The 19,336-nt window shown below is 37.0% G+C and carries 18 protein-coding genes; 7 read left to right on the top strand and 11 right to left on the bottom strand.

Annotation, left to right across the window (positions count from 1 at the left end):
• Window positions 1-62 precede the first annotated feature (62 nt).
• The 5 genes from sucD to NPX99_RS00775 all read right to left on the bottom strand — a co-directional run bounded on the left by sucD (window position 63) and on the right by NPX99_RS00775 (window position 5,324).
• Window positions 63-965, bottom strand: coding sequence for a succinate--CoA ligase subunit alpha (gene sucD, locus NPX99_RS00795; protein ID WP_269029862.1), 903 nt, complete (start codon window positions 963-965; stop codon window positions 63-65).
• A gap of 3 nt (window positions 966-968) precedes the next feature.
• A complete protein-coding gene (gene sucC, locus NPX99_RS00790) occupies window positions 969-2,165 on the bottom strand; it encodes an ADP-forming succinate--CoA ligase subunit beta (protein ID WP_269029861.1) in 1,197 nt (398 codons plus the stop codon).
• A 90-nt stretch (window positions 2,166-2,255) separates the two neighbouring features.
• Window positions 2,256-3,218, bottom strand: a complete 963-nt coding sequence (mdh, locus tag NPX99_RS00785; protein WP_269029860.1) for a malate dehydrogenase — start codon at window positions 3,216-3,218, stop codon at window positions 2,256-2,258.
• Between the two features lie 282 nt (window positions 3,219-3,500).
• On the bottom strand, window positions 3,501-4,679 hold the full coding sequence (gene zapE, locus NPX99_RS00780) for a cell division protein ZapE (RefSeq protein WP_269029859.1): 1,179 nt from the start codon (window positions 4,677-4,679) through the stop codon (window positions 3,501-3,503).
• 99 nt (window positions 4,680-4,778) lie between these two features.
• On the bottom strand, window positions 4,779-5,324 hold the full coding sequence (locus tag NPX99_RS00775) for an AprI/Inh family metalloprotease inhibitor (protein WP_269029858.1): 546 nt from the start codon (window positions 5,322-5,324) through the stop codon (window positions 4,779-4,781).
• A 232-nt stretch (window positions 5,325-5,556) separates the two neighbouring features.
• On the opposite strand from NPX99_RS00775, the gene dapF reads away from it, so the two are divergent.
• The 6 genes from dapF to NPX99_RS00745 all read left to right on the top strand — a co-directional run bounded on the left by dapF (window position 5,557) and on the right by NPX99_RS00745 (window position 10,934).
• Window positions 5,557-6,408, top strand: a complete 852-nt coding sequence (gene dapF / locus NPX99_RS00770; RefSeq protein ID WP_269029857.1) for a diaminopimelate epimerase — start codon at window positions 5,557-5,559, stop codon at window positions 6,406-6,408.
• Window positions 6,408-7,691: a tRNA (N(6)-L-threonylcarbamoyladenosine(37)-C(2))-methylthiotransferase MtaB gene (gene mtaB / locus NPX99_RS00765; RefSeq protein WP_269029856.1), complete on the top strand. Its 1,284-nt coding sequence runs from the start codon at window positions 6,408-6,410 to the stop codon at window positions 7,689-7,691. The genes dapF and mtaB overlap by 1 nt, the downstream gene beginning before the upstream one ends.
• A 14-nt stretch (window positions 7,692-7,705) precedes the next feature.
• Complete coding sequence (gene ftsY, locus NPX99_RS00760) at window positions 7,706-8,941, top strand: signal recognition particle-docking protein FtsY (protein ID WP_269029855.1); 1,236 nt, start codon at window positions 7,706-7,708, stop codon at window positions 8,939-8,941.
• The gene (locus NPX99_RS00755; protein WP_269029854.1) at window positions 8,938-9,627 is read left to right on the top strand and encodes a septation protein A; all 690 of its coding nucleotides are present in this window, start codon (window positions 8,938-8,940) and stop codon (window positions 9,625-9,627) included. Before ftsY ends, NPX99_RS00755 begins: the two co-directional genes overlap by 4 nt.
• Before the next feature lie 66 nt (window positions 9,628-9,693).
• Complete coding sequence (gene gloB / locus NPX99_RS00750; RefSeq protein ID WP_269029853.1) at window positions 9,694-10,455, top strand: hydroxyacylglutathione hydrolase; 762 nt, start codon at window positions 9,694-9,696, stop codon at window positions 10,453-10,455.
• A 23-nt stretch (window positions 10,456-10,478) separates the two neighbouring features.
• A complete protein-coding gene (locus tag NPX99_RS00745) occupies window positions 10,479-10,934 on the top strand; it encodes a hypothetical protein (protein ID WP_329957918.1) in 456 nt (151 codons plus the stop codon).
• Window positions 10,935-10,958: 24 nt separating this feature from the next.
• On the opposite strand, the gene NPX99_RS00740 is transcribed toward NPX99_RS00745, so the two are convergent.
• The 6 genes from NPX99_RS00740 to rho all read right to left on the bottom strand — a co-directional run bounded on the left by NPX99_RS00740 (window position 10,959) and on the right by rho (window position 17,940).
• The gene (locus tag NPX99_RS00740; protein ID WP_269029851.1) at window positions 10,959-11,864 is read right to left on the bottom strand and encodes a ParB/RepB/Spo0J family partition protein; all 906 of its coding nucleotides are present in this window, start codon (window positions 11,862-11,864) and stop codon (window positions 10,959-10,961) included.
• Between the two features lie 45 nt (window positions 11,865-11,909).
• A complete protein-coding gene (locus tag NPX99_RS00735; RefSeq protein WP_269029850.1) occupies window positions 11,910-12,707 on the bottom strand; it encodes a ParA family protein in 798 nt (265 codons plus the stop codon).
• Window positions 12,704-13,360, bottom strand: a complete 657-nt coding sequence (gene rsmG / locus NPX99_RS00730; RefSeq protein WP_269029849.1) for a 16S rRNA (guanine(527)-N(7))-methyltransferase RsmG — start codon at window positions 13,358-13,360, stop codon at window positions 12,704-12,706. Before rsmG ends, NPX99_RS00735 begins: the two co-directional genes overlap by 4 nt.
• The gene (mnmG, locus tag NPX99_RS00725) at window positions 13,360-15,228 is read right to left on the bottom strand and encodes a tRNA uridine-5-carboxymethylaminomethyl(34) synthesis enzyme MnmG (protein WP_269029848.1); all 1,869 of its coding nucleotides are present in this window, start codon (window positions 15,226-15,228) and stop codon (window positions 13,360-13,362) included. The genes rsmG and mnmG overlap by 1 nt, the downstream gene beginning before the upstream one ends.
• 108 nt (window positions 15,229-15,336) lie before the next feature.
• Window positions 15,337-16,644, bottom strand: a complete 1,308-nt coding sequence (gene mnmE / locus NPX99_RS00720; RefSeq protein WP_269029847.1) for a tRNA uridine-5-carboxymethylaminomethyl(34) synthesis GTPase MnmE — start codon at window positions 16,642-16,644, stop codon at window positions 15,337-15,339.
• 30 nt (window positions 16,645-16,674) lie between these two features.
• Window positions 16,675-17,940, bottom strand: coding sequence for a transcription termination factor Rho (gene rho, locus NPX99_RS00715; protein WP_126602128.1), 1,266 nt, complete (start codon window positions 17,938-17,940; stop codon window positions 16,675-16,677).
• A 576-nt stretch (window positions 17,941-18,516) separates the two neighbouring features.
• Here rho and NPX99_RS00710 point away from each other — a divergent pair.
• On the top strand, window positions 18,517-19,335 hold the full coding sequence (locus tag NPX99_RS00710; protein ID WP_269029846.1) for a pyruvate, water dikinase regulatory protein: 819 nt from the start codon (window positions 18,517-18,519) through the stop codon (window positions 19,333-19,335).
• The last annotated feature ends 1 nt before the right edge of the window (window position 19,336 follow it).

Genomic DNA, 19,336 nt, shown 5'->3' with positions numbered 1-19,336 from the left:
TTCACCTTTTTATATTCAATGTTTCACCTGAATAAGGAGAAATTCTTATTCAGGTGAGTTTTTTATCCCTTCAAAACCGACATCAAAGTCTTTCCTATCTGCGATGGAGAAGGAGAAACGCGAATTCCAGCTGCTTCCATTGCAGCAATTTTATCTTCTGCTCCACCTTTACCACCAGAGATAACAGCACCAGCATGACCCATTGTACGTCCTGGAGGGGCTGTACGACCAGCAATAAAACCAACCACTGGCTTTTTACGACCTTTTTTTGCTTCATCTTGGAGAAACTGTGCCGCTTCTTCTTCAGCAGAACCACCAATCTCACCGATCATAACAATAGATTGGGTTTCCTCATCAGCTAAAAACATCTCTAACACATCAATAAACTCTGTGCCCTTAACAGGATCACCACCAATACCAATAGCTGTAGTCTGCCCAAGACCTTCATGAGTGGTTTGAAAGACTGCTTCATAAGTTAAAGTTCCCGACCGCGAAACAACACCGACAGAGCCTTTTCTAAAAATAGAACCGGGCATAATACCGATTTTACATTCATTGGGTGTGAGAATACCAGGACAATTAGGACCAATGAGACGTGATTTTGATTTCTCCAATCGCGCCTTTACCTTAACCATGTCCATAACAGGAATACCTTCGGTAATACAGATAATGAGACGGATTTCAGCATCAATAGCTTCCATAATAGCAGTTGCAGCCCCTGCAGGCGGAACATAGATAACCGAAGCATCCGCTCCTGTCTTTTCCTTTCCATCCGCAACACTAGAAAAAATAGGAAGCGTTTCGCCTTTTGAACCTTCCCATGTTTCACCCCCTTTTTTAGGGTTAACACCACCAACCATTTGCGTGCCATAATAAGCAAGCGCCTGTTCTGTATGAAACGTCCCTGTTTTTCCTGTAAGCCCTTGAACCAGAACTTTTGTATCTTTATTCACAAGAATCGACATAACTTAAGCTCCCTTCACGGCTGCAACGATTTTTTGAGCAGCATCATCTAAATCATCAGCGGGAATAACGTTCAAACCACTTTCACTGATAATCGCTTTACCCTGCTCAACATTTGTGCCTTCAAGACGAACAACCAAAGGAACCTTTAAACCAACTTCTCTCACAGCAGCAACAACACCTTCAGCAATCACATCGCAACGCATAATACCGCCAAAAATATTAACCAAAATACCTTTAACATTTGGATCAGCGGTGATAATTTTAAAAGCAGCCGTTACTTTTTCTTTTGAAGCTCCACCACCAACATCAAGAAAATTTGCAGGCTCTGCTCCATAAAGCTTAATGATATCCATTGTTGCCATAGCAAGACCCGCACCATTGACCATGCAACCAATTGTGCCTTCAAGAGCAACATAAGCAAGATCATGTTTTGATGCTTCAATCTCTTTTGGATCTTCTTCTGAGATATCGCGCAATTCCAAAATATCTGGATGACGGAACAAAGAGTTATTATCAAAAGAGACTTTTGCATCAAGAACACGCAAATGGCCATCTTTCATCACAATAAGCGGATTGATTTCAAGAAGACTCATATCTTTTTCGCAAAACACCTTATAGAGAATTGGAAAAAGTTTTTCACCATCTTCTCTTGCACTATCGTGCAATTCCAATGCATCACAAAGCCTTGTACAATCAGCAGAAGTAACACCCTGTACAGCATCAATGGGTAGAGTTAATATTTTTTCTGGTGTCTCTTCAGCAACCGTTTCAATATCCATTCCTCCTTCCGTTGAAACAACGAAAGCAACCCGACCAACGGCACGATCAACCAAAAGTGAAAGATAGAGCTCTCGCTCGATATCAGCACCATCCTCAATATAAAGACGATTGACCTGCTTTCCCTCTGGACCAGTTTGTTTGGTTACCAAAGTTTTACCGAGCATTTCTTGGACATGTGCAACAACTTCTTCAACAGATTTTGCAAGCCGAACACCACCCTTTGCATCAGGACTAAGTTCTTTAAACTTTCCTTTACCACGACCACCAGCGTGTATCTGACTTTTGACCACATAGAGTGGTCCGGGCAATTTTTTTGCCCATTTTTCAGCTTGCTCTACAGAATAAACAGCAACACCATTTGCAATTGGTGCTCCATATTCATGAAGCAGACGTTTAGCCTGATATTCATGGATATTCATGCATTTGTCCTTTTCTTTTACGGATCACTTCATTAATCCTAATTATTATATTTTAAATACTCTGTTTTCACGAACAGAACCTTGCTCAATTTATTTGAGACTAGGTACAAGAGCGATACAAGCTTCACAAAGTTTTTGCACCGCATTCACTGAATGCTCAAAAGCATTTCTTTCCTCTTTATCAAGATCAATTTCTATAACCCGTTCAATACCACCTGCACCAAGTATAACGGGAACACCAACATAGGTATCATTTACTCCGTATTCCCCTGAAAGATAGGCGGCAACAGGAACAACACGCTTAGTGTCCTTCAAATAGGCTTCAGCCATAGAAACAGCAGAAGCGGCTGGCGCATAAAAAGCAGATCCTGTTTTTAACAAACCCACGATTTCCGCACCACCATCACGGGTGCGCTGAATAATTTGATCAATTCGTTGCTGTGTTGTCCAACCCATTTTCACAAGATCAGGCAAAGAAATACCCCCCACCGTTGAATAACGCACGAGAGGCACCATCGAATCACCATGTCCTCCTAAAACAAATGCTGTTACATCCTTAACAGAAACCTTAAATTCTTCAGATAAGAAGTAACGAAAACGTGCTGAATCAAGGACACCAGCCATTCCAACGACTTTATGTGTAGGAAGACCTGAAAATTTTTGCAATGCCCATACCATGGCATCAAGAGGGTTTGTAATACAAATAACAAACGCTGAAGACGCATATTTTTTAATCCCACCCCCAACTTGCTCCATCACTTTTAGATTAATGCCTAAAAGATCATCACGGCTCATACCAGGTTTTCGTGCAACTCCTGCCGTTACAATAACAACATCAGATCCTTCAATTGCCTCATAAGCATTGGCACCTTTTAAACTGATATCAAAACCGTCAATGGGTGAAGATTCGGCAATGTCAAGAGCCTTACCCTGAGGCATATCTTCTGCAATATCAAATAAGACAACATCACCAAGCTCTTTAAGTCCAAAAAGATGTGCTAAAGTACCACCAATCATACCTGAACCAATAAGAGCTATTTTTTTTCGTGCCATTTTTTCTTCCTAACATTAGAGAACTCAGCGCACATTTATCAGCGCCAGTATACTAAATATTTCTTTGACCTTAGCTATATTTTCAATAAATCATTAAAAAGAGAAAGAGATGAAACTTACCAAATTTCTCTTTTCATAGAAGCAACAATTCTCCACAGAAACAACTATCAGAAAACTACCATGAAGTATCGATAAAATGAATTTAAAAAAAATACAACAGAATTATCACACTTCTTTTAAGTTCAAAGAGTTATTATTTTTACAGTTTACGTAAAGGTAAAATTATATTCCGCTTTTCTCCTTTAAAGGAAAGCGCTCTGCCCAAAATTTCAAATAATCCTGACTTTGCATTTCAAAAAGACGCGATTGTGTTCTTTTAAACTCAAATGTTTCCGTCGTCTGTGCATAACCTTTATATAAATCATCAAGTATAACCGCGGCCGACATAAATAATCTTATGTTGCGTTCATAAAGAATATCAATAAGTAAAATAAACCGTTTTGTTTCATTGCGACATGTATCATCCATCACGGGTACATTATCAATAAAAATCGTGTGATAACGCTCAGCTAATGCTAAATACTCAGCTGCAGCCAAAGGCTTTGCGCATAAATCCTGATAATCAAAGCGTGCGCATCCTTCACCAGAGCGTGGAATATAAACAATACGTCCTTTTATAGAAAGTTCATGAGATATTTCCTTCTGTCCTTGCAGCACCAATGCCCAAGCTTGATCCATACATTTATTGGCTTCCAATCCTAACGGTGTTATATACACATGTTGTGGATTTGATTTTTCAAGACGATAATCTGTTTTTGCATCAAGATTGATAACGTAGACACGCGCTTTCAAAACTTGAATAAAAGGCAAAAAAAGCTCTCTATTTAAACCATTATAATAAAGATTATCGGGAGCAACATTTGAAGTAGCAACGAAGAAAACCCCTTTATCAAACAAAGCAGAGATGAGACGCCCTAACACCATGGCATCAGCAATATCTGTTACGCTAAATTCATCAAAACAAAGTACCCGAGCTTCTTGTGCAAGATCTTCAGCAACAGCTAAAATGGGATTATCTTTTCCAGTTTTTGCAGATGATTTTTGACGGTAAACATTAATACGTTCATGCACATCAGCCATGAAATCATTAAAATGAGCACGCTTTTTACGTTCTTGCGGTAAACAAGAAAAGAACAAATCCATAAGCATGGTTTTGCCTCGCCCTACTTCACCATAAATATATAAGCCTCGTAAGAAATCATCATTTTGCCTTGAACAGCGAAAAAAACTTTGTTTTTTCTTCCTAAAAAAATGCCAAAACCGCCAAGGACACGAAACACTTTGTTCCATAATATTTTGTAACAAATGATCTAAATGCTCTGCTAAAGCCAATTGAGCAGGATCAAAACTTATTTCTCCTTTGTACGCCAACTCCTTATAGCGCGTTGACACTAGCACCATCCAAACAACCTTTTTCAACCTATTCTCAATGAAAAATATAAGTTCTTTTCACAAATCTGTGTACAAATTTCTCATTTTTCATAAGCAACCAAAAATGATTTAACGGCTTAAAACGACTGGATAATCATCAATTGTACGTCCCTCAAAACGATCAACACTAGAAGAATAAAGTGTCATAATAACGCGTCCTGAATTATTATAGAAATATAATCTTTTTCCTTTAACCGTCCACGAATTTACTTGAGAAACGATTCCCGGACAGTGTAAAGGACCAGCGCGATATCCTTGACCAAATTTCGTTTGTGGCGTTGCAATTCTGCAAACTTTACCACCCATAGAAAGATTCCACACCCCAGCAATACTTGCAGGAAACAAATCCATGGCGTTGCTTGGCAATTCGAGATTAGCCATTCGTCCATCACTTTGAGAATCTCCTTTCTCATACATCGAAACATCTGCTGCTTCAGATGCTGAAGAATAAGAAGATGACAGATCAGACATCACCTCTGTTTGCACTTGTTGAAGTGGATAAAAAACTTCTAATGTGTTATCGTCATTGTTATTGTCAAAGCGAGATGTTGAACATCCTGCTAAAGAAATTACAATTGATATTGCAACGAAAAACGAAATTTTTGAAAACGACATATCTATACTCTTTCCCACAACAATAAATAAGCTCACCCAAAGAAATAGGTGAATATTTGTTATATGGCATTTTACAAAGATAAATTAACAAATTAAAAAAAACAGGATAAAAATTGGCTGTTTTAAACGATAAATAATTTTTTACTAGTCCTTTTATGATTAAGTACTGGAAATTTATAAAGCTTTCAGTCATATATCTTTTGTGAGAAATCACTAAAAACAGAGAAATTTCATGAAAATACCATTCAGCAAAATGAACGGTCTTGGCAATCAAATCATTGTTGCTGACATGCGCGAAAGCACAGATGTTCTCACGCAACAAGCAATTTTTGCTTTATCGAAAGATCCTCAAACACATTTTGATCAAATTATGACCCTTCACGCATCAACAAAAAAAGAAGCCAACTTTCGTATTGAAATATGGAATGCGGATGGTTCAATGGCTAAAGCTTGCGGTAACGGTACCCGTTGCGTAATTGCGTGGCTTACAGATCATAATCTTGGTAAAATCTTTCAATTAGAAACACCTGCTGGAATTATTGAAGGTAAAAGTCAAGCTGACGGACTTATCTCTGTTGACATGGGAAAGCCCCATTTCAATGCAAAAGAGATGCCTGTTTCACGTGAAATAGTCGATACCAATCACGTAGAACTTACTGCTGGTCCTTTAAAAGATGCTTGTCTTGTATCCATTGGCAATCTCCATGCTATTTTTTTTGTTGATAATGATATTCAACATATTCCATTAGAAAAATACGGACCAAAACTGGAACATGATCCCCTTTTCCTAGAGCGCTGCAATATTTCTATTGCTTATGTCACGTCAAAGAAAAGCCTAAATTTACGCACATGGGAGCGAGGGGCTGGATTAACGCAAGCATGTGGTAGCGCGGCGTGTGCGAGTGCGGTGGCGGCTTATCGACGTGGACTTACAAAACGCCATATTGATGTGAATTTACCAGGGGGAACACTAAATATTTTTTATCGAGAAGATGATCACATTATCATGACGGGTCCAATCAAATATGAATTTAGTGGTTTCTTTGACCCTTTAACAGGGAGTTACAAAAAGGATCACTCTTAATGACAATAGAAATTGTAACATTTGGTTGTCGACTAAACAGCTACGAATCGGAAATCATACGGAAAGAAAGCTCTTCCTCGGGGTTAGATCAACTCAAAGATGGTGCTATCATTTTTAATACCTGTGCTGTCACTGCCGAAGCCGTACGACAAGCAAAACAAGCTATCCGTAAAGCAAGACGCGAAAATCCTCATGCCCGCATTATTGTGACAGGATGTGCCGCACAAACAGAAGGACAAAATTTTGCTTCAATGACAGAGGTTGATCTTGTTTTAGGAAATGAAGAAAAACTTCATGCGCACTCTTACCGCCAACTTCCTGATTTTGGCATCAACCATTCTGAAAAATTGCGTATCAATGACATCATGGAAGTTCAAAAAATTGCTCCACACATGGTAAATGCAATGGAAGAGCGCACTCGTGCCTTTGTACAAGTACAAAATGGATGTGATCATCGCTGTACATTTTGCATTATTCCCTATGGACGAGGACCATCACGTTCAGTTCCCATGGGAGCCGTCATCGAACAAATTAAACAATTGATAGACAATGGCATTCAAGAAGTGGTTCTAACAGGTGTAGATCTTACAAGTTATGGGCACGATCTCCCAGGAAAGGCTACACTAGGAAAATTAACTTCAGCCATTTTACACCATGTTCCTGACTTACCTCGATTACGCCTTTCATCCATTGATTCTATTGAAGCAGATGAAGAGCTCTTTAATCTTTTGGCTTATGAAAAAAGGATAATGCCTCATTTGCATTTATCCTTGCAAGCAGGCGATAATATGATTTTAAAAAGAATGAAACGGCGGCATTTGCGCGAACATGCAATTCAATTTTGCCAAGATTTACGTGCCAAACGTCCTACAATGGTTTATGGTGCTGATTTAATTGCTGGTTTTCCAACCGAAACAGACGAGATGTTCCAAAATAGTCTCTCTTTAATCAATGATTGTAATTTAACACATCTTCATGTCTTTCCTTTTAGCCCAAGAGAAGGAACACCTGCTGCGCGTATGCCACAAATCGACCGTAGAGTGGTAAAAATGCGTGCAGAAAGATTACGCAAAGCAGGAAATGAAGCTTACCAAAAGCATCTTGCACACTTACAAAATAGTCAACAAACAATTCTCGTTGAAAAAGATGAAATTGGACGAACAGAAGATTATACTCTTGTACAAATTAAAGGTGCAAAAGCTAGAACAATTATTCAAGCCCTTATTGTTGACCATGATGGTGATAAATTGATTGCCGTCCTTCCAAAATTGAATGCCGCTTGAGCAGGAAAACCCTTATGAAAAAATCTTTTATCAAAAAAATATTCTCTTTTAACAAACCGAAAGAGCAGGAAATGGAAAAAACCTCCATTCCTTATAACGACGAAAAGATAGAAGAAAGTGAATATAAAAATATAAAAAACGACAAGCCCTTCATAAACAAAGAACAACAAGGAGCTAATCAAAATACAACACCTGCAAAGTCTGACGCGAAAGCTCCATCTTCTGAAGCACATTCTGATAAAGCACTACATTCTGGCAAAGTAATTGTCACAGATATAATCAGTGAAAAAAAAGAAGAGATTTTACCCGTAGCTTCTCTTGAACAGAAAAAAACAGCGTGGTTTGGGCGCCTTAAAAAAGGGTTAGCTCTTTCTTCACAACGCTTAAGTGGATCAATTAGTGATCTTTTTGTTAAGGGAAAACTTGATGAAGATACATTACAAGAACTGGAAGATATCCTTATTCAAGCTGATCTTGGTGTAGAAACGGCGACACGGATCACCGATATCTTAGCTTCTAATCGTTATGAAAAAAATTTATCTTCAGATGATATTCACATTATAGTAGCCGAAGAAATCAAAAAAGTGTTGGAACCTGTTGCAATTCCACTAGAACTTGACCTTCATCATAAGCCGCACGTTATTTTACTGGTAGGTGTGAATGGTACCGGAAAAACGACAACTATTGGAAAACTTGCGGCAAAACTCACCGCAGGAGGATTAAAAGTTATGTTGGCAGCTGGTGACACATTCCGTGCTGCTGCTATTGAACAACTCCATATTTGGGGTGAACGCACCGGCTCTCCTGTTATTTCAACCAAACTAGGAGCAGATGCTGCAAGTCTAGCATTTGATGCTTATGAAAAAGCAAAAAAAGCAAACAGTGATGTATTGATTATTGATACAGCTGGACGCTTACAAAATAAAACTGAACTGATGGACGAATTAGCAAAAATTATTCGTGTTCTAAAGAAACACTCCTCCCAAGCGCCCCATACAATTCTTCAAACACTTGATGCAACCACTGGGCAAAATGCTCTAAACCAAGTGGATATTTTCCGTGATATTGCTGGCGTTAATGGTCTCATCATGACAAAGCTCGATGGAACTGCACGGGGAGGAATTCTTGTTGCCATTGCAGCAAAATATAAATTACCCGTTTATTTTATCGGTGTAGGAGAGAATATAGAGGATCTGCAACCTTTTTCTGCTTCTGACTTTGCCGAAACCATTTCAGGAAGAAACGTATGAAAAAAACTTCATTTAAACCGAATTCGCATAACAATCTCGATTCGAAAAATGCCAATGATCATCAAGAAAATCTCTCTTCACCCACACTTAAATTTCTTTTGGAAATGGGGCCACTGGTTGTCTTCTTTTTTGCTAATTACAAGGGTGAGTGGTTAATAAACAACATTGAGATTTTTAAAAATTTTAGTAAACCTATTTTCCCTGCAACAGCTATTTTCATGGTAGCAATCATAGTTGCACTGAGTTTATCATGGGTTCTTACACGAAAAATTCCCATAATGCCTCTCATCTCAGGAATATTTGTTCTTGTCTTTGGATTTTTAACTCTTTGGCTTCATAATGACACTTTTATCAAAATGAAACCAACAATCATTAACAGCTTATTTGCTTTTATTCTTTTTGGTGGCATACTTTTAAAAAAACCACTTTTACGTTATGCCCTTGATTCTACTTTAAAACTCGATGATTTAGGATGGCAAAAGCTTACATATCGTTGGGCATTTTTTTTCGTGTTTCTTGCTCTTTTGAATGAAGTTGTTTGGCGTAACTTTAGCGATAATTTTTGGACGAGTTTTAAAGTATTTGGTGTTATGCCCATAACAGTTCTTTTTATGCTTACCCAAATGCCTCTTATACTTAAACATTCAAAGGGGCTTTTTACAGAAGAGGATAAATCTGATTCTTAAAATAAATCTTCATTACTACAATTTTTTGGTAGATTTATTGCTGTACACTGATCATGGAGAGAAGACGTGTTAATTGAGCAATTTATCTGTCGAGAAGATAATTTTGGTGTTCTCATTCATGATGAAAAAAGCGGCTACACAGCCGCAATTGATGCTCCAGAAAGCGAAGCTATTCAGAAAGCCTTAAAACGCCGTAACTGGACACTTCAGACTATTTTTGTCACGCATCATCATCACGATCATGTAGAAGCATTGGAAGAGTTAAAACAAGTTTATAAAGCTATAGTCATTGGACCAGAAGCAGAAAAAGAAAAGATTCATCATCTTGACCAAACACTTCAACCTGATGAACGTTTTTTCTTTGGCACACGCCCGCTCTTAGCCCTTTCAACACCTGGTCATACTTTAGGTGCATTATCTTACTATTTTCCTGAAGATGGTTTACTCTTTGCTGGAGATACACTTTTTTCGCTCGGTTGTGGACGTCTTTTTGAAGGAACACCTTCACAAATGCTGAATTCTTTAAAAAAGCTTCGTCAACTTCCCGATGAAACACTTCTCTATTGTGGTCATGAATACACCAAAACCAATGCTCTTTTTGCATTAACAATTGACCCACACAATCAAAAACTCCGTCAAAGAATCGAAGAAGTTTTTTTATTACACGCCAAAAACGCTATGACTTTACCAGTAACCTTAGGGCAAGAGAAAGCAACCAATCCCTTTCTTCGCTGGGATAGTAGTACTCTGCGAAAAGAACTTGCGATGGAAAATCAAACAGACGAAGAGGTCTTTTCTGAAATCCGAAGAAAAAAGGATAATTTCTAGTTATGTTTAGGTTTATATGCCATTTGTTTTTTCTTTTATATACCCCAATAACAATAGCAAATGAAAAAAACAATGTGTTTGATTTCCCATATATTTTAGAAAATTATACCTTAACAGAAGATTTTCTTTTAAAAGTGGAACAAATTGAAAAAGATTGTAAAAATCTACCACCAGAAAAGCCAGCAACATCTCATAAAAGTTATGAGAATAGTCTTGAGGGTTTTATTGCTCTTATTTCTGATCAACCAAAACTTATGGCTCTTTTAAGAAAAAATAATATTACACCAAAAGACTTTGCTCTTGGTAATTTGGCAATTCAAGCAGCAGTAACAGAACTTTTAAATGAATCTTTCCCTGGAGATCTTAAAAGAGAGGGTTTTTCTTTTCCTAAAAAAAATTCTGTATTTTTAAGTAATTTAGAATTTGGTAAAAAACATTTATACAGAATGCTTGTTATTTTAAAAGAAAGTTGTAAATAGCTTATCTCTTCTTAAACAGTGAATTTAACTTTGCAAACGTCGACAAATATCATCCAATTGTTCTAATGAAGAATAATGTATTTTTAAATCACCACCTTTTTTACCATGCCGGATAATGACCTTCATTCCAATAACATCTGCAAGTAATTTCTCTAAAGATTTTGTTTCTGTATCTTTCTCTACAACAGTTCTTTTTTTTACTTTAGGATTTGCCTGTTCATAAGCAAGTATTTCTGTTTGACGCACAGAGAGTCCTTCACGAATAATTTTTTCAGCTAAATCTTGCGGATTATCGACAGTGATAAGACAGCGTGCATGACCTGCTGAAAGTTGTCCCTCTGTTAAAAATTGCTGTACTTTTTGTGGAAGCTTTAATAAACGAAGCGTATTAGCAACATGGCTCCGGCTTTTTCCAATGACTTGTGCTAAATCTGCTTGCGTATATCCATGTTCATTGAGCAAAATTTCATACCCCATTGCTTCTTCAATAGGATTAAGATCAGCACGCTGAACATTTTCAATAATTGCTAATTCCAAAGCTGTCTTATCATCAACATCGCGAACAATGACTGGCAATTTACTTAAATTGGCTCGTTGTGCAGCACGCCACCGCCGTTCACCAGCAATTAACTCAAACCGATGAGGATGATCACGTGAAGGTCTCACAATAACAGGTTGAACAACACCATGCTGACGAATTGATTGTGCTAAATTGTCAAGTTCTGAATCGGTAAAATGGCGCCGTGGATTATGTGGATTGCACGAAATAGATTCAAGGGAAACAAATCGCTCAGAAACAGAAGAAACTGTATTGAACTCCGTCAATTTATCAGTATTTGACGAACGTTTAAGATCGCTGTTTAAATTGATATCCCCAATCAATGCTGCCAATCCACGACCCAGTCTTTTTTTTGATTGATCATCATTCATAATCTTGCTCTTTGCGTTTTCTTACAAAAATTATTTTTTACATTTTTAAGCAGCCGCGTGTGCTTGTTTTTCACGTTGAATTACTTCCGATGCGAGACGTAAGTAAGCTTGGCTACCAGCACATGTTAAATCATAAAGCAATACTGGTTTACCGAAGGAAGGAGCTTCTGATACACGCACATTTCGTGGAATAACAGTGCGATAAACTTTATCTCCCATAAAAGAGCGGACATCTTCGACAACTTGATTTGAAAGATTATTACGTCCATCATACATGGTTAAGACAATCCCCTGAATTTCTAGAGATGGATTAAGAACGGATCGTACTTGTTTTACTGTTTCAAGCAATTGACTTAAACCTTCAAGTGCTAAAAATTCGCATTGCATAGGTACTAAAACAGAATCTGCAGCCCCCATAGCATTAAGTGTGAGAAGATTAAGCGAGGGCGGACAATCAATGAGAATATAACTAAACTTCTTTTCCATCTTCGGATCATCACAGAGAGCTTTACGTAATCGTTGTATACGATCTTGTGATGAAGCAATTTCCATTTCTACCCCTAAAAGATCAAGAGTAGAGGGTACAATATGGAGATTAGGAACAGCTGTTTTTAAAGCTGCTTGTGTGACTGAAATCCCTGAAACAAGAACATCATAAGATGATAAAGGACGGCTGTTACGATCAATTCCCAATCCCGTACTTGCATTTCCTTGTGGATCAACATCCATAATGAGAACATTTTCACCAATAGCTGCCAAAGCAGTTGCAAGATTAATTGCCGTAGTTGTTTTGCCGACCCCACCTTTTTGGTTTGCAATAGCGATAATCCGTGTTTCGCTCATTTTGCTTTACCCTCTACTGATCGAACATGAGAAATTTCTAAAATAACAGAATTTTCATCAATTTTACTCTTATATTTTAGCAGATCAAACTGCCAATTGGCAGAGGCATTTTTTATTTCTGTAGCGTAATCCCGACCTTTTTGCAAAAGAGCTATTGTTTTTTTTGTTGATAAAGGAAAAATAAGCCGTAAAAGAGCATCGAGAGAAGCTAATCCTCGTGCTGTTATAACCTCTGGCAGTGCTATTTTTTTATACACATCTTCAATCCTACAGTGATAAACCGTTGCAGGAAGATTAAGTTGAGTAATAACCGTTCGTAAAAAGGCAACTTTTTTTCCATTACTCTCAACAAGATCAATATGCCCTGATTTTTTTTCTTTCAGAAAAATAGCAAGAACGATTGCGGGAAAACCCCCACCTGATCCAAGATCACACCAATGCAAAAAATCACTGTGGAGAGGATAAAGTTGTGCTGAATCTAAAATATGTCGTGTCCATAAAACTGGAATTGTTGCAGGAGATATTAAATTAATATGCCTATTCCATTGCATTATCAAAGTTTCAAATTGTATTAAATTTTTCATCGTTTCACGTGAAACAGAAGGAACAATATTTAAGAGTTCTTGATATTTTTTTTCTGTAGAAATATCCATCAAGCTGATTTAGCCTTTTCGCGTCGTTGACGTTGAATATAGGTAATAATAAGGGATAATGCTGCTGGCGTCATTCCATCAATTTTTTGAGCATCAGCGATTGAACGTGGAGAAAGTTGTTGGATTTTTGTTTTTAATTCATTTGAAAGACCTGATATTGACTGAATATCAAGAGAAGAGGGTATTTCCAAACGTTCATCACGCTGAAGAGAAGCAATATCTTGTGCTTGTCTCTCTAAATAAACAGCATATTGTGCCTCAATTTCTAAAGATTCAACAGTTTTAGAATCAATGGATTGCAATTGTGGCCAAAAATGTGAGAGACGCTCTATAGTCATGTGAGGATAAGCAAGAAGATCATATGCCGAACGCCGAATACCATCTTGATTGACTTGTAATCCATAAGCAGAAGCTTCATTAGGAGTTAGAAAAAGCTCCTGACATATTGATCGCGCTTGATCAAGACGCTGTTGTTTTTGTTTATAACAATCCCAACGCACTTTACTCACAATACCCCATTGTTGTGCTAAAGGTGTTAACCGAACATCAGCATTATCAGATCGCAAAGATAAACGAAATTCAGCACGTGATGTGAACATTCGATAAGGTTCACAAACACCACGTGAGACTAAATCATCTACCATAACACCAATATAAGCTGTTGAACGGCTTATAAGTACTTCATCTAATTTACCCACTTTACGTGCAGCATTTATCCCAGCTAAAAGGCCTTGTGCTGCAGCTTCTTCATATCCCGTTGTACCATTAATTTGTCCCGCTAAAAACAACCCTGGTAAAGAGCGTAATTCTAAGGCTTTAGTTAACTGTTGTGGATTAACAAAATCATATTCAATAGCATAACCAGGTTGTAAAATTTCAGCATTTTCTAAACCTTCAATAGTTCTTAAAAAAGAAATTTGTACGTCTTCAGGAAGAGAGGTAGAAAGACCATTTGGATAAATAGTATCATCATCTAATCCTTCAGGTTCTAGGAAAATTTGATGTCCATCACGTTCTCCAAATTTAACAATTTTATCTTCAACAGAAGGACAATAACGTGGTCCTAATCCTTCAATATTTCCAGAATATAAAGCAGATCGATGAATATTTTCACGAATAATTTGATGTGTTTGCGTATTTGTACGTGTTATTGCACATTCAATTTGTGATTGTTCGATTTTTTCTGTTAAAAAAGAAAAAGGAACGGGATCTTCATCAGCTTGCTGTTTTGGAAGAGATTCCCAACGAATTGTTTTTTTACTAAGACGCGCAGGAGTTCCTGTTTTTAATCTCCCAAGACTTATATTATAACTTCTCAGGCGTTCAGCAAGTTGTACACTCGACTGATCCCCCATACGTCCAGCAGCCCATGTTTTATCACCAATATGAATAAAACCATTCAAGAATGTACCTGTTGTCAAAACAACAGCACCAGAAAAAATTGTTCCTTGATTTTTTAATATAACACCTGAAACACAATTATCTTTAACAATAAGATCAACGGCTTCATCTTCAACAAGAACGAGGTTATCTTGTTCTTGCAAGAGTTTTTGGATAGCTTTTTTATAGAGTTGTCGATCAGCTTGTGTACGAGGACCTCTTACTGCTGGTCCTTTTCGTCGATTAAGAAGTCTAAATTGAATTCCAGCAGCATCTGCTGCCCTTCCCATAAGACCATCCAAAGCATCAACTTCACGAACCAGATGCCCTTTTCCTAGCCCACCAATAGCAGGATTACATGACATTGTACCCAATGCTGATATTTTATGCGTAACAAGCGCTGTCCGTGCTCCAACACGGGCGGAAGCTGAAGCAGCTTCGCAGCCAGCATGACCGCCTCCAATAACAATAACATCATATAATTCCATCGGGATTCATTCCATAAAGAATCATTCTAAAGTTTCACGTGAAACAGAATATAAATTACATAATCTTTAAAATGTGTCTATGAAATAATGAATGTTTCACGTGAATCATTATTTACCGATGCAAAACTCTGAAAAAATAATATCAAGTAAATCTTCAACATCTATATCTCCCGTAATTCTCCCAAGAAAATCACTCGCACGACGAAGATGCTCTGCACGTAAACTTAAATCAAGAGAAGTATAATGAATAGAAGCTTCAATTTCTTTAACAGCCTCTCTTAATAACTGAAGTTGCCTTTTACGTGCTGGAACAAGATTTCCAATTTTAGAAGCACGACGCGAACAAAACAACTCAAGTTCCTTAATAAAACAGTCAAAATTTAAACCAGTTAATGCAGAAAACTGTATAAAATAATGGGTTTTATTTTCCTCATAAAGATCAAGCTTATTAGCAACATGCCATATTTCAGCTGATGTTTCAGGTAAATCAACTTGCTTAGGATTTCCTATATCATAAACCAAAATAACCAAATCAGCATCCCTCACATGCTGCTTAGCAACTTCTATTCCCAATTGTTCTATTTTGTTTTCTGTTTCTCTAAAACCAGCAGTATCTGTTAAAAAAACAGGTAAACCACCAAGAACGAGCCTCATTTCTAAAGCATCGCGCGTTGTACCTGCTTCTTCTGTTACAATAGAAACAGGTCTCCCAGCCAAACGATTCATAATGCTTGATTTTCCAGAATTTGGAGCACCTGCAATAACAATTTTTAATCCATCACGTAAAATACTTGCACGTTCTCCTTCATTAATATGTTCCTGAAGAGAAGAGCAGAGATCTTGCATATCTTTCCAAACTTTATCAGATATCGAATTTGGGATATCAGCTTCATCAACAAAATCAAGTTCTGCCTCAATAAAAGCACGTGCCTTCATAAGCTTATGACGCCAATCGCGATAAAGCGTTGTTAAACGCCCACTTGTCCCCATAATTGCTAAACGTCGTTGGCTTTCCGTCTCTGCTTCTATTAAATCAGCAAGACCTTCTGCTTGAACAAGATCTAATTTTCCCTCCATAAATGCACGACGTGAAAACTCACCTGCTTCTGCAATACGGCATCCAGAAAATGTAGACAATTCATCAAGAAAACGATGAACAACTGCTTTTCCTCCATGCAAATGAAATTCTGCACAATCTTCTCCTGTAAAACTGTGAGGTGCAGGAAAAAAAACAGTCAAAGCAGAATCTAAAAAGCTTCCATCACGAGCAGTAAGATTTCCATAATGCATGAATCGCGCTTTAGGTAAACGACCACAAAGCGTCTCCACGACATTTACTACATGAGGACCAGAAAGACGAATGACTGCAACCCCTGAAGGCAACAATCCACTCGAAACAGCAAAGATTGTATCCACGGGATATTCCTAAGCAAAAAACTTAATGTTTTATGTATTCATTGAATCAAAAAATTCACTATTGTTTTTCGTTTGTTTTAATTTATCAATTAAAAATTCAATTGCATCCGTTACATTCATAGGCGTCAAAATACGACGAAGTACAAAAATTTTGTGTAAGTCTTGCCGCGCTACTAAAAGCTCTTCCTTACGTGTTCCAGATTTCAAAATATCCATAGCTGGGAAAATACGCTTATCAGCAACTTTTCTATCAAGAACAATTTCTGAGTTACCCGTTCCTTTAAATTCTTCAAAAATAACTTCATCCATACGACTACCGGTATCAATCAAAGCCGTTGCAATGATGGTTAAAGACCCGCCTTCTTCAATGTTACGTGCTGCACCAAAAAAACGCTTAGGACGCTGTAGAGCATTTGCATCGACACCACCTGTCAAAACCTTACCGGATGAAGGAACAACCGTATTATATGCACGTCCAAGACGCGTAATAGAATCAAGAAGAATAACGACATCACGCCCATGTTCGACAAGGCGTTTTGCTTTTTCTATAACCATTTCAGCGACTTGCACATGACGTATTGCTGGTTCATCAAAAGTAGAAGAAACAACCTCTCCTTTTACAGAACGCTGCATATCAGTAACTTCTTCTGGTCGTTCATCAATTAGAAGAACAATAAGATAACATTCAGGATGATTAGTCGTGATAGAATGAGCAATATTTTGAAGTAAAACTGTTTTTCCTGTTCGAGGAGGAGCGACAATTAACCCTCTTTGTCCCTTTCCCAATGGAGATATTAAATCAATCACCCGTGATGACATATCCTTCTCTGTAGGATCTTGTATTTCCATTTGGAAACGTTCATTCGAGTAAAGAGGAGTGAGATTATCAAAGTGAATTTTATAACGAATTTTTTCAGGATCTTCAAAATTAATTGTATTAATTTTAAGAAGAGCAAAATAACGTTCTCCTTCTTTTGGACTTCGTATAAGTCCCTCAACAGTATCACCCGTTTTTAAAGAAAAGGACTGAATTTGTGCAGGAGAAAGGTAAATATCATCAGGACCTGGAAGATAATTAGCATCAGCAGACCGCAAAAATCCAAATCCATCTTGCAAAACTTCAACGACTCCTTCTCCAATAATTTCTACATCTTGCAGAGCAAGTTTTTTCAAAATAGCAAACATTAATTCTTGCTTGCGCATCAAAGAAGCATTTTCAACTTCTAATGTTTCAGCAAAAGAAACAAGTTCAACAGGATTTTTACTTTTAAGTTCTTGTAGTTTCATTTCTTGCATCAAATATGCTCTTTAAGTAGTGGAGAGGACTGTCCTTTAATTGATTTATGGAAAATTTAAAGAACGAAACATTCTTATAAGGAGAAAGTATTGTACACTCAATTTTTTCAATCTGCAAGCATCATTCATAAGAATTATCTTGGTATGAATTTAAATAATTGTATAGAATATAACTCTTTATAAAATAAAGATAAAATTACCTCTATAATTTTATAGAAATATGAATTTATCCTATATCATTCATAAGATAATTTTCAAAAATATTTTTAATTTTTACAGATTTTTTTTATTTAAAATTTTATCTAAAGAGAGAGATTTTTTTTATTTATGTATGTGTTTAATGTGAATTATAAGTTATACTTCACTCATCCTCAATTTTATCCACAAATAAAAAAGAAAAAAAGGCAAGTATAACATTCTTTTAAAGACATTATCCCAGTTCTTTTATCATAAAAAAGATTTCATTATCACAACAGTTTGATTTGTGCATAATAAGGGAGAAATTTTCCTCAATTTTATCTTTATGAGAAACGACCAGGATATATACACATTTATTAACAAGGAGTTAAAATTTTTGTGACAAGAAAAAAAAAATCCTTTCATTTGCACATGCTTTCTGATGCAACAGGAGAAACACTCATTTCTGTTGGAAGGGCTGTTGCATCACAGTATACAATGACTCAAACAACAGAGCATATTTATCCGATGATTCGTAATGAAATACAGCTGCAGAGAGCTTTTGATGAAATACAACAAGAGCCGGGGATAGTTCTTTACACAATCATTGATGAAAAAATTAAACGTCTTCTTAGGAGAAGATGTGAAAAAATAAAAGTTCCCTGTATTGACATACTACAACCTGTTCTAGATGCTTTTCAGTCTTATCTTGGAATGCCAACAAATTTGCGTGCGAGTGCACAGCATGATCTCAATGCAGATTACTTTCGTCGTATTGAAGCATTGGATTTTACTATAGAACATGATGATGGACAGTCTTCTATTGATTTATCAGATGCGGATGTCATCCTTGTAGGAATTTCAAGAACCTCTAAAACACCTACCAGTATTTATTTAGCAAATCGTGGTATCAAAACAGCTAACATTCCTCTTATTCCAGGCATTGATTTACCAGGAACCCTTTTAGAAGCAAAAAATGCTTTGATTGTTGGTTTAATCGCTTCTGCTGAAAGAATCTCACATATTCGTCAAAATCGGGATTTGGGAAAGTGTATTGAAAGTTATACTAATCGTATGAACATAGCTGAAGAATTGACTTATGCAAAACGCATTTGTGAACGTTTTGGTTGGCCTATTATTGATGTCACGAGACGTTCTATTGAAGAAACAGCTGCTGCTATATTTGAACTTTTATCACGATTCCGTGAAGGAAAATGAG

This window comes from Bartonella sp. 220B (assembly GCF_026930205.1).
In the GTDB taxonomy this organism is placed as follows: Bacteria; Pseudomonadota; Alphaproteobacteria; order Rhizobiales; family Rhizobiaceae; genus Bartonella.
This window is presented reverse-complemented; position numbering and strand designations above follow the sequence as displayed.

Excerpts from the sequence above, each read along its gene's own strand:
- sucD (WP_269029862.1), bottom strand. The coding sequence starts at position 965 with ATGTCGATTCTTGTGAATAAAGATACAAAAGTTCTGGTTCAAGGGCTT.
- sucC (WP_269029861.1), bottom strand. The coding sequence starts at position 2,165 with ATGAATATCCATGAATATCAGGCTAAACGTCTGCTTCATGAATATGGA.
- mdh (WP_269029860.1), bottom strand. The coding sequence starts at position 3,218 with ATGGCACGAAAAAAAATAGCTCTTATTGGTTCAGGTATGATTGGTGGT.
- zapE (WP_269029859.1), bottom strand. The coding sequence starts at position 4,679 with ATGGTGCTAGTGTCAACGCGCTATAAGGAGTTGGCGTACAAAGGAGAA.
- NPX99_RS00775 (WP_269029858.1), bottom strand. The coding sequence starts at position 5,324 with ATGTCGTTTTCAAAAATTTCGTTTTTCGTTGCAATATCAATTGTAATT.
- dapF (WP_269029857.1), top strand. The coding sequence starts at position 5,557 with ATGAAAATACCATTCAGCAAAATGAACGGTCTTGGCAATCAAATCATT.
- mtaB (WP_269029856.1), top strand. The coding sequence starts at position 6,408 with ATGACAATAGAAATTGTAACATTTGGTTGTCGACTAAACAGCTACGAA.
- ftsY (WP_269029855.1), top strand. The coding sequence starts at position 7,706 with ATGAAAAAATCTTTTATCAAAAAAATATTCTCTTTTAACAAACCGAAA.
- NPX99_RS00755 (WP_269029854.1), top strand. The coding sequence starts at position 8,938 with ATGAAAAAAACTTCATTTAAACCGAATTCGCATAACAATCTCGATTCG.
- NPX99_RS00740 (WP_269029851.1), bottom strand. The coding sequence starts at position 11,864 with ATGAATGATGATCAATCAAAAAAAAGACTGGGTCGTGGATTGGCAGCA.
- NPX99_RS00735 (WP_269029850.1), bottom strand. The coding sequence starts at position 12,707 with ATGAGCGAAACACGGATTATCGCTATTGCAAACCAAAAAGGTGGGGTC.
- rsmG (WP_269029849.1), bottom strand. The coding sequence starts at position 13,360 with ATGGATATTTCTACAGAAAAAAAATATCAAGAACTCTTAAATATTGTT.
- mnmG (WP_269029848.1), bottom strand. The coding sequence starts at position 15,228 with ATGGAATTATATGATGTTATTGTTATTGGAGGCGGTCATGCTGGCTGC.
- rho (WP_126602128.1), bottom strand. The coding sequence starts at position 17,940 with ATGCAAGAAATGAAACTACAAGAACTTAAAAGTAAAAATCCTGTTGAA.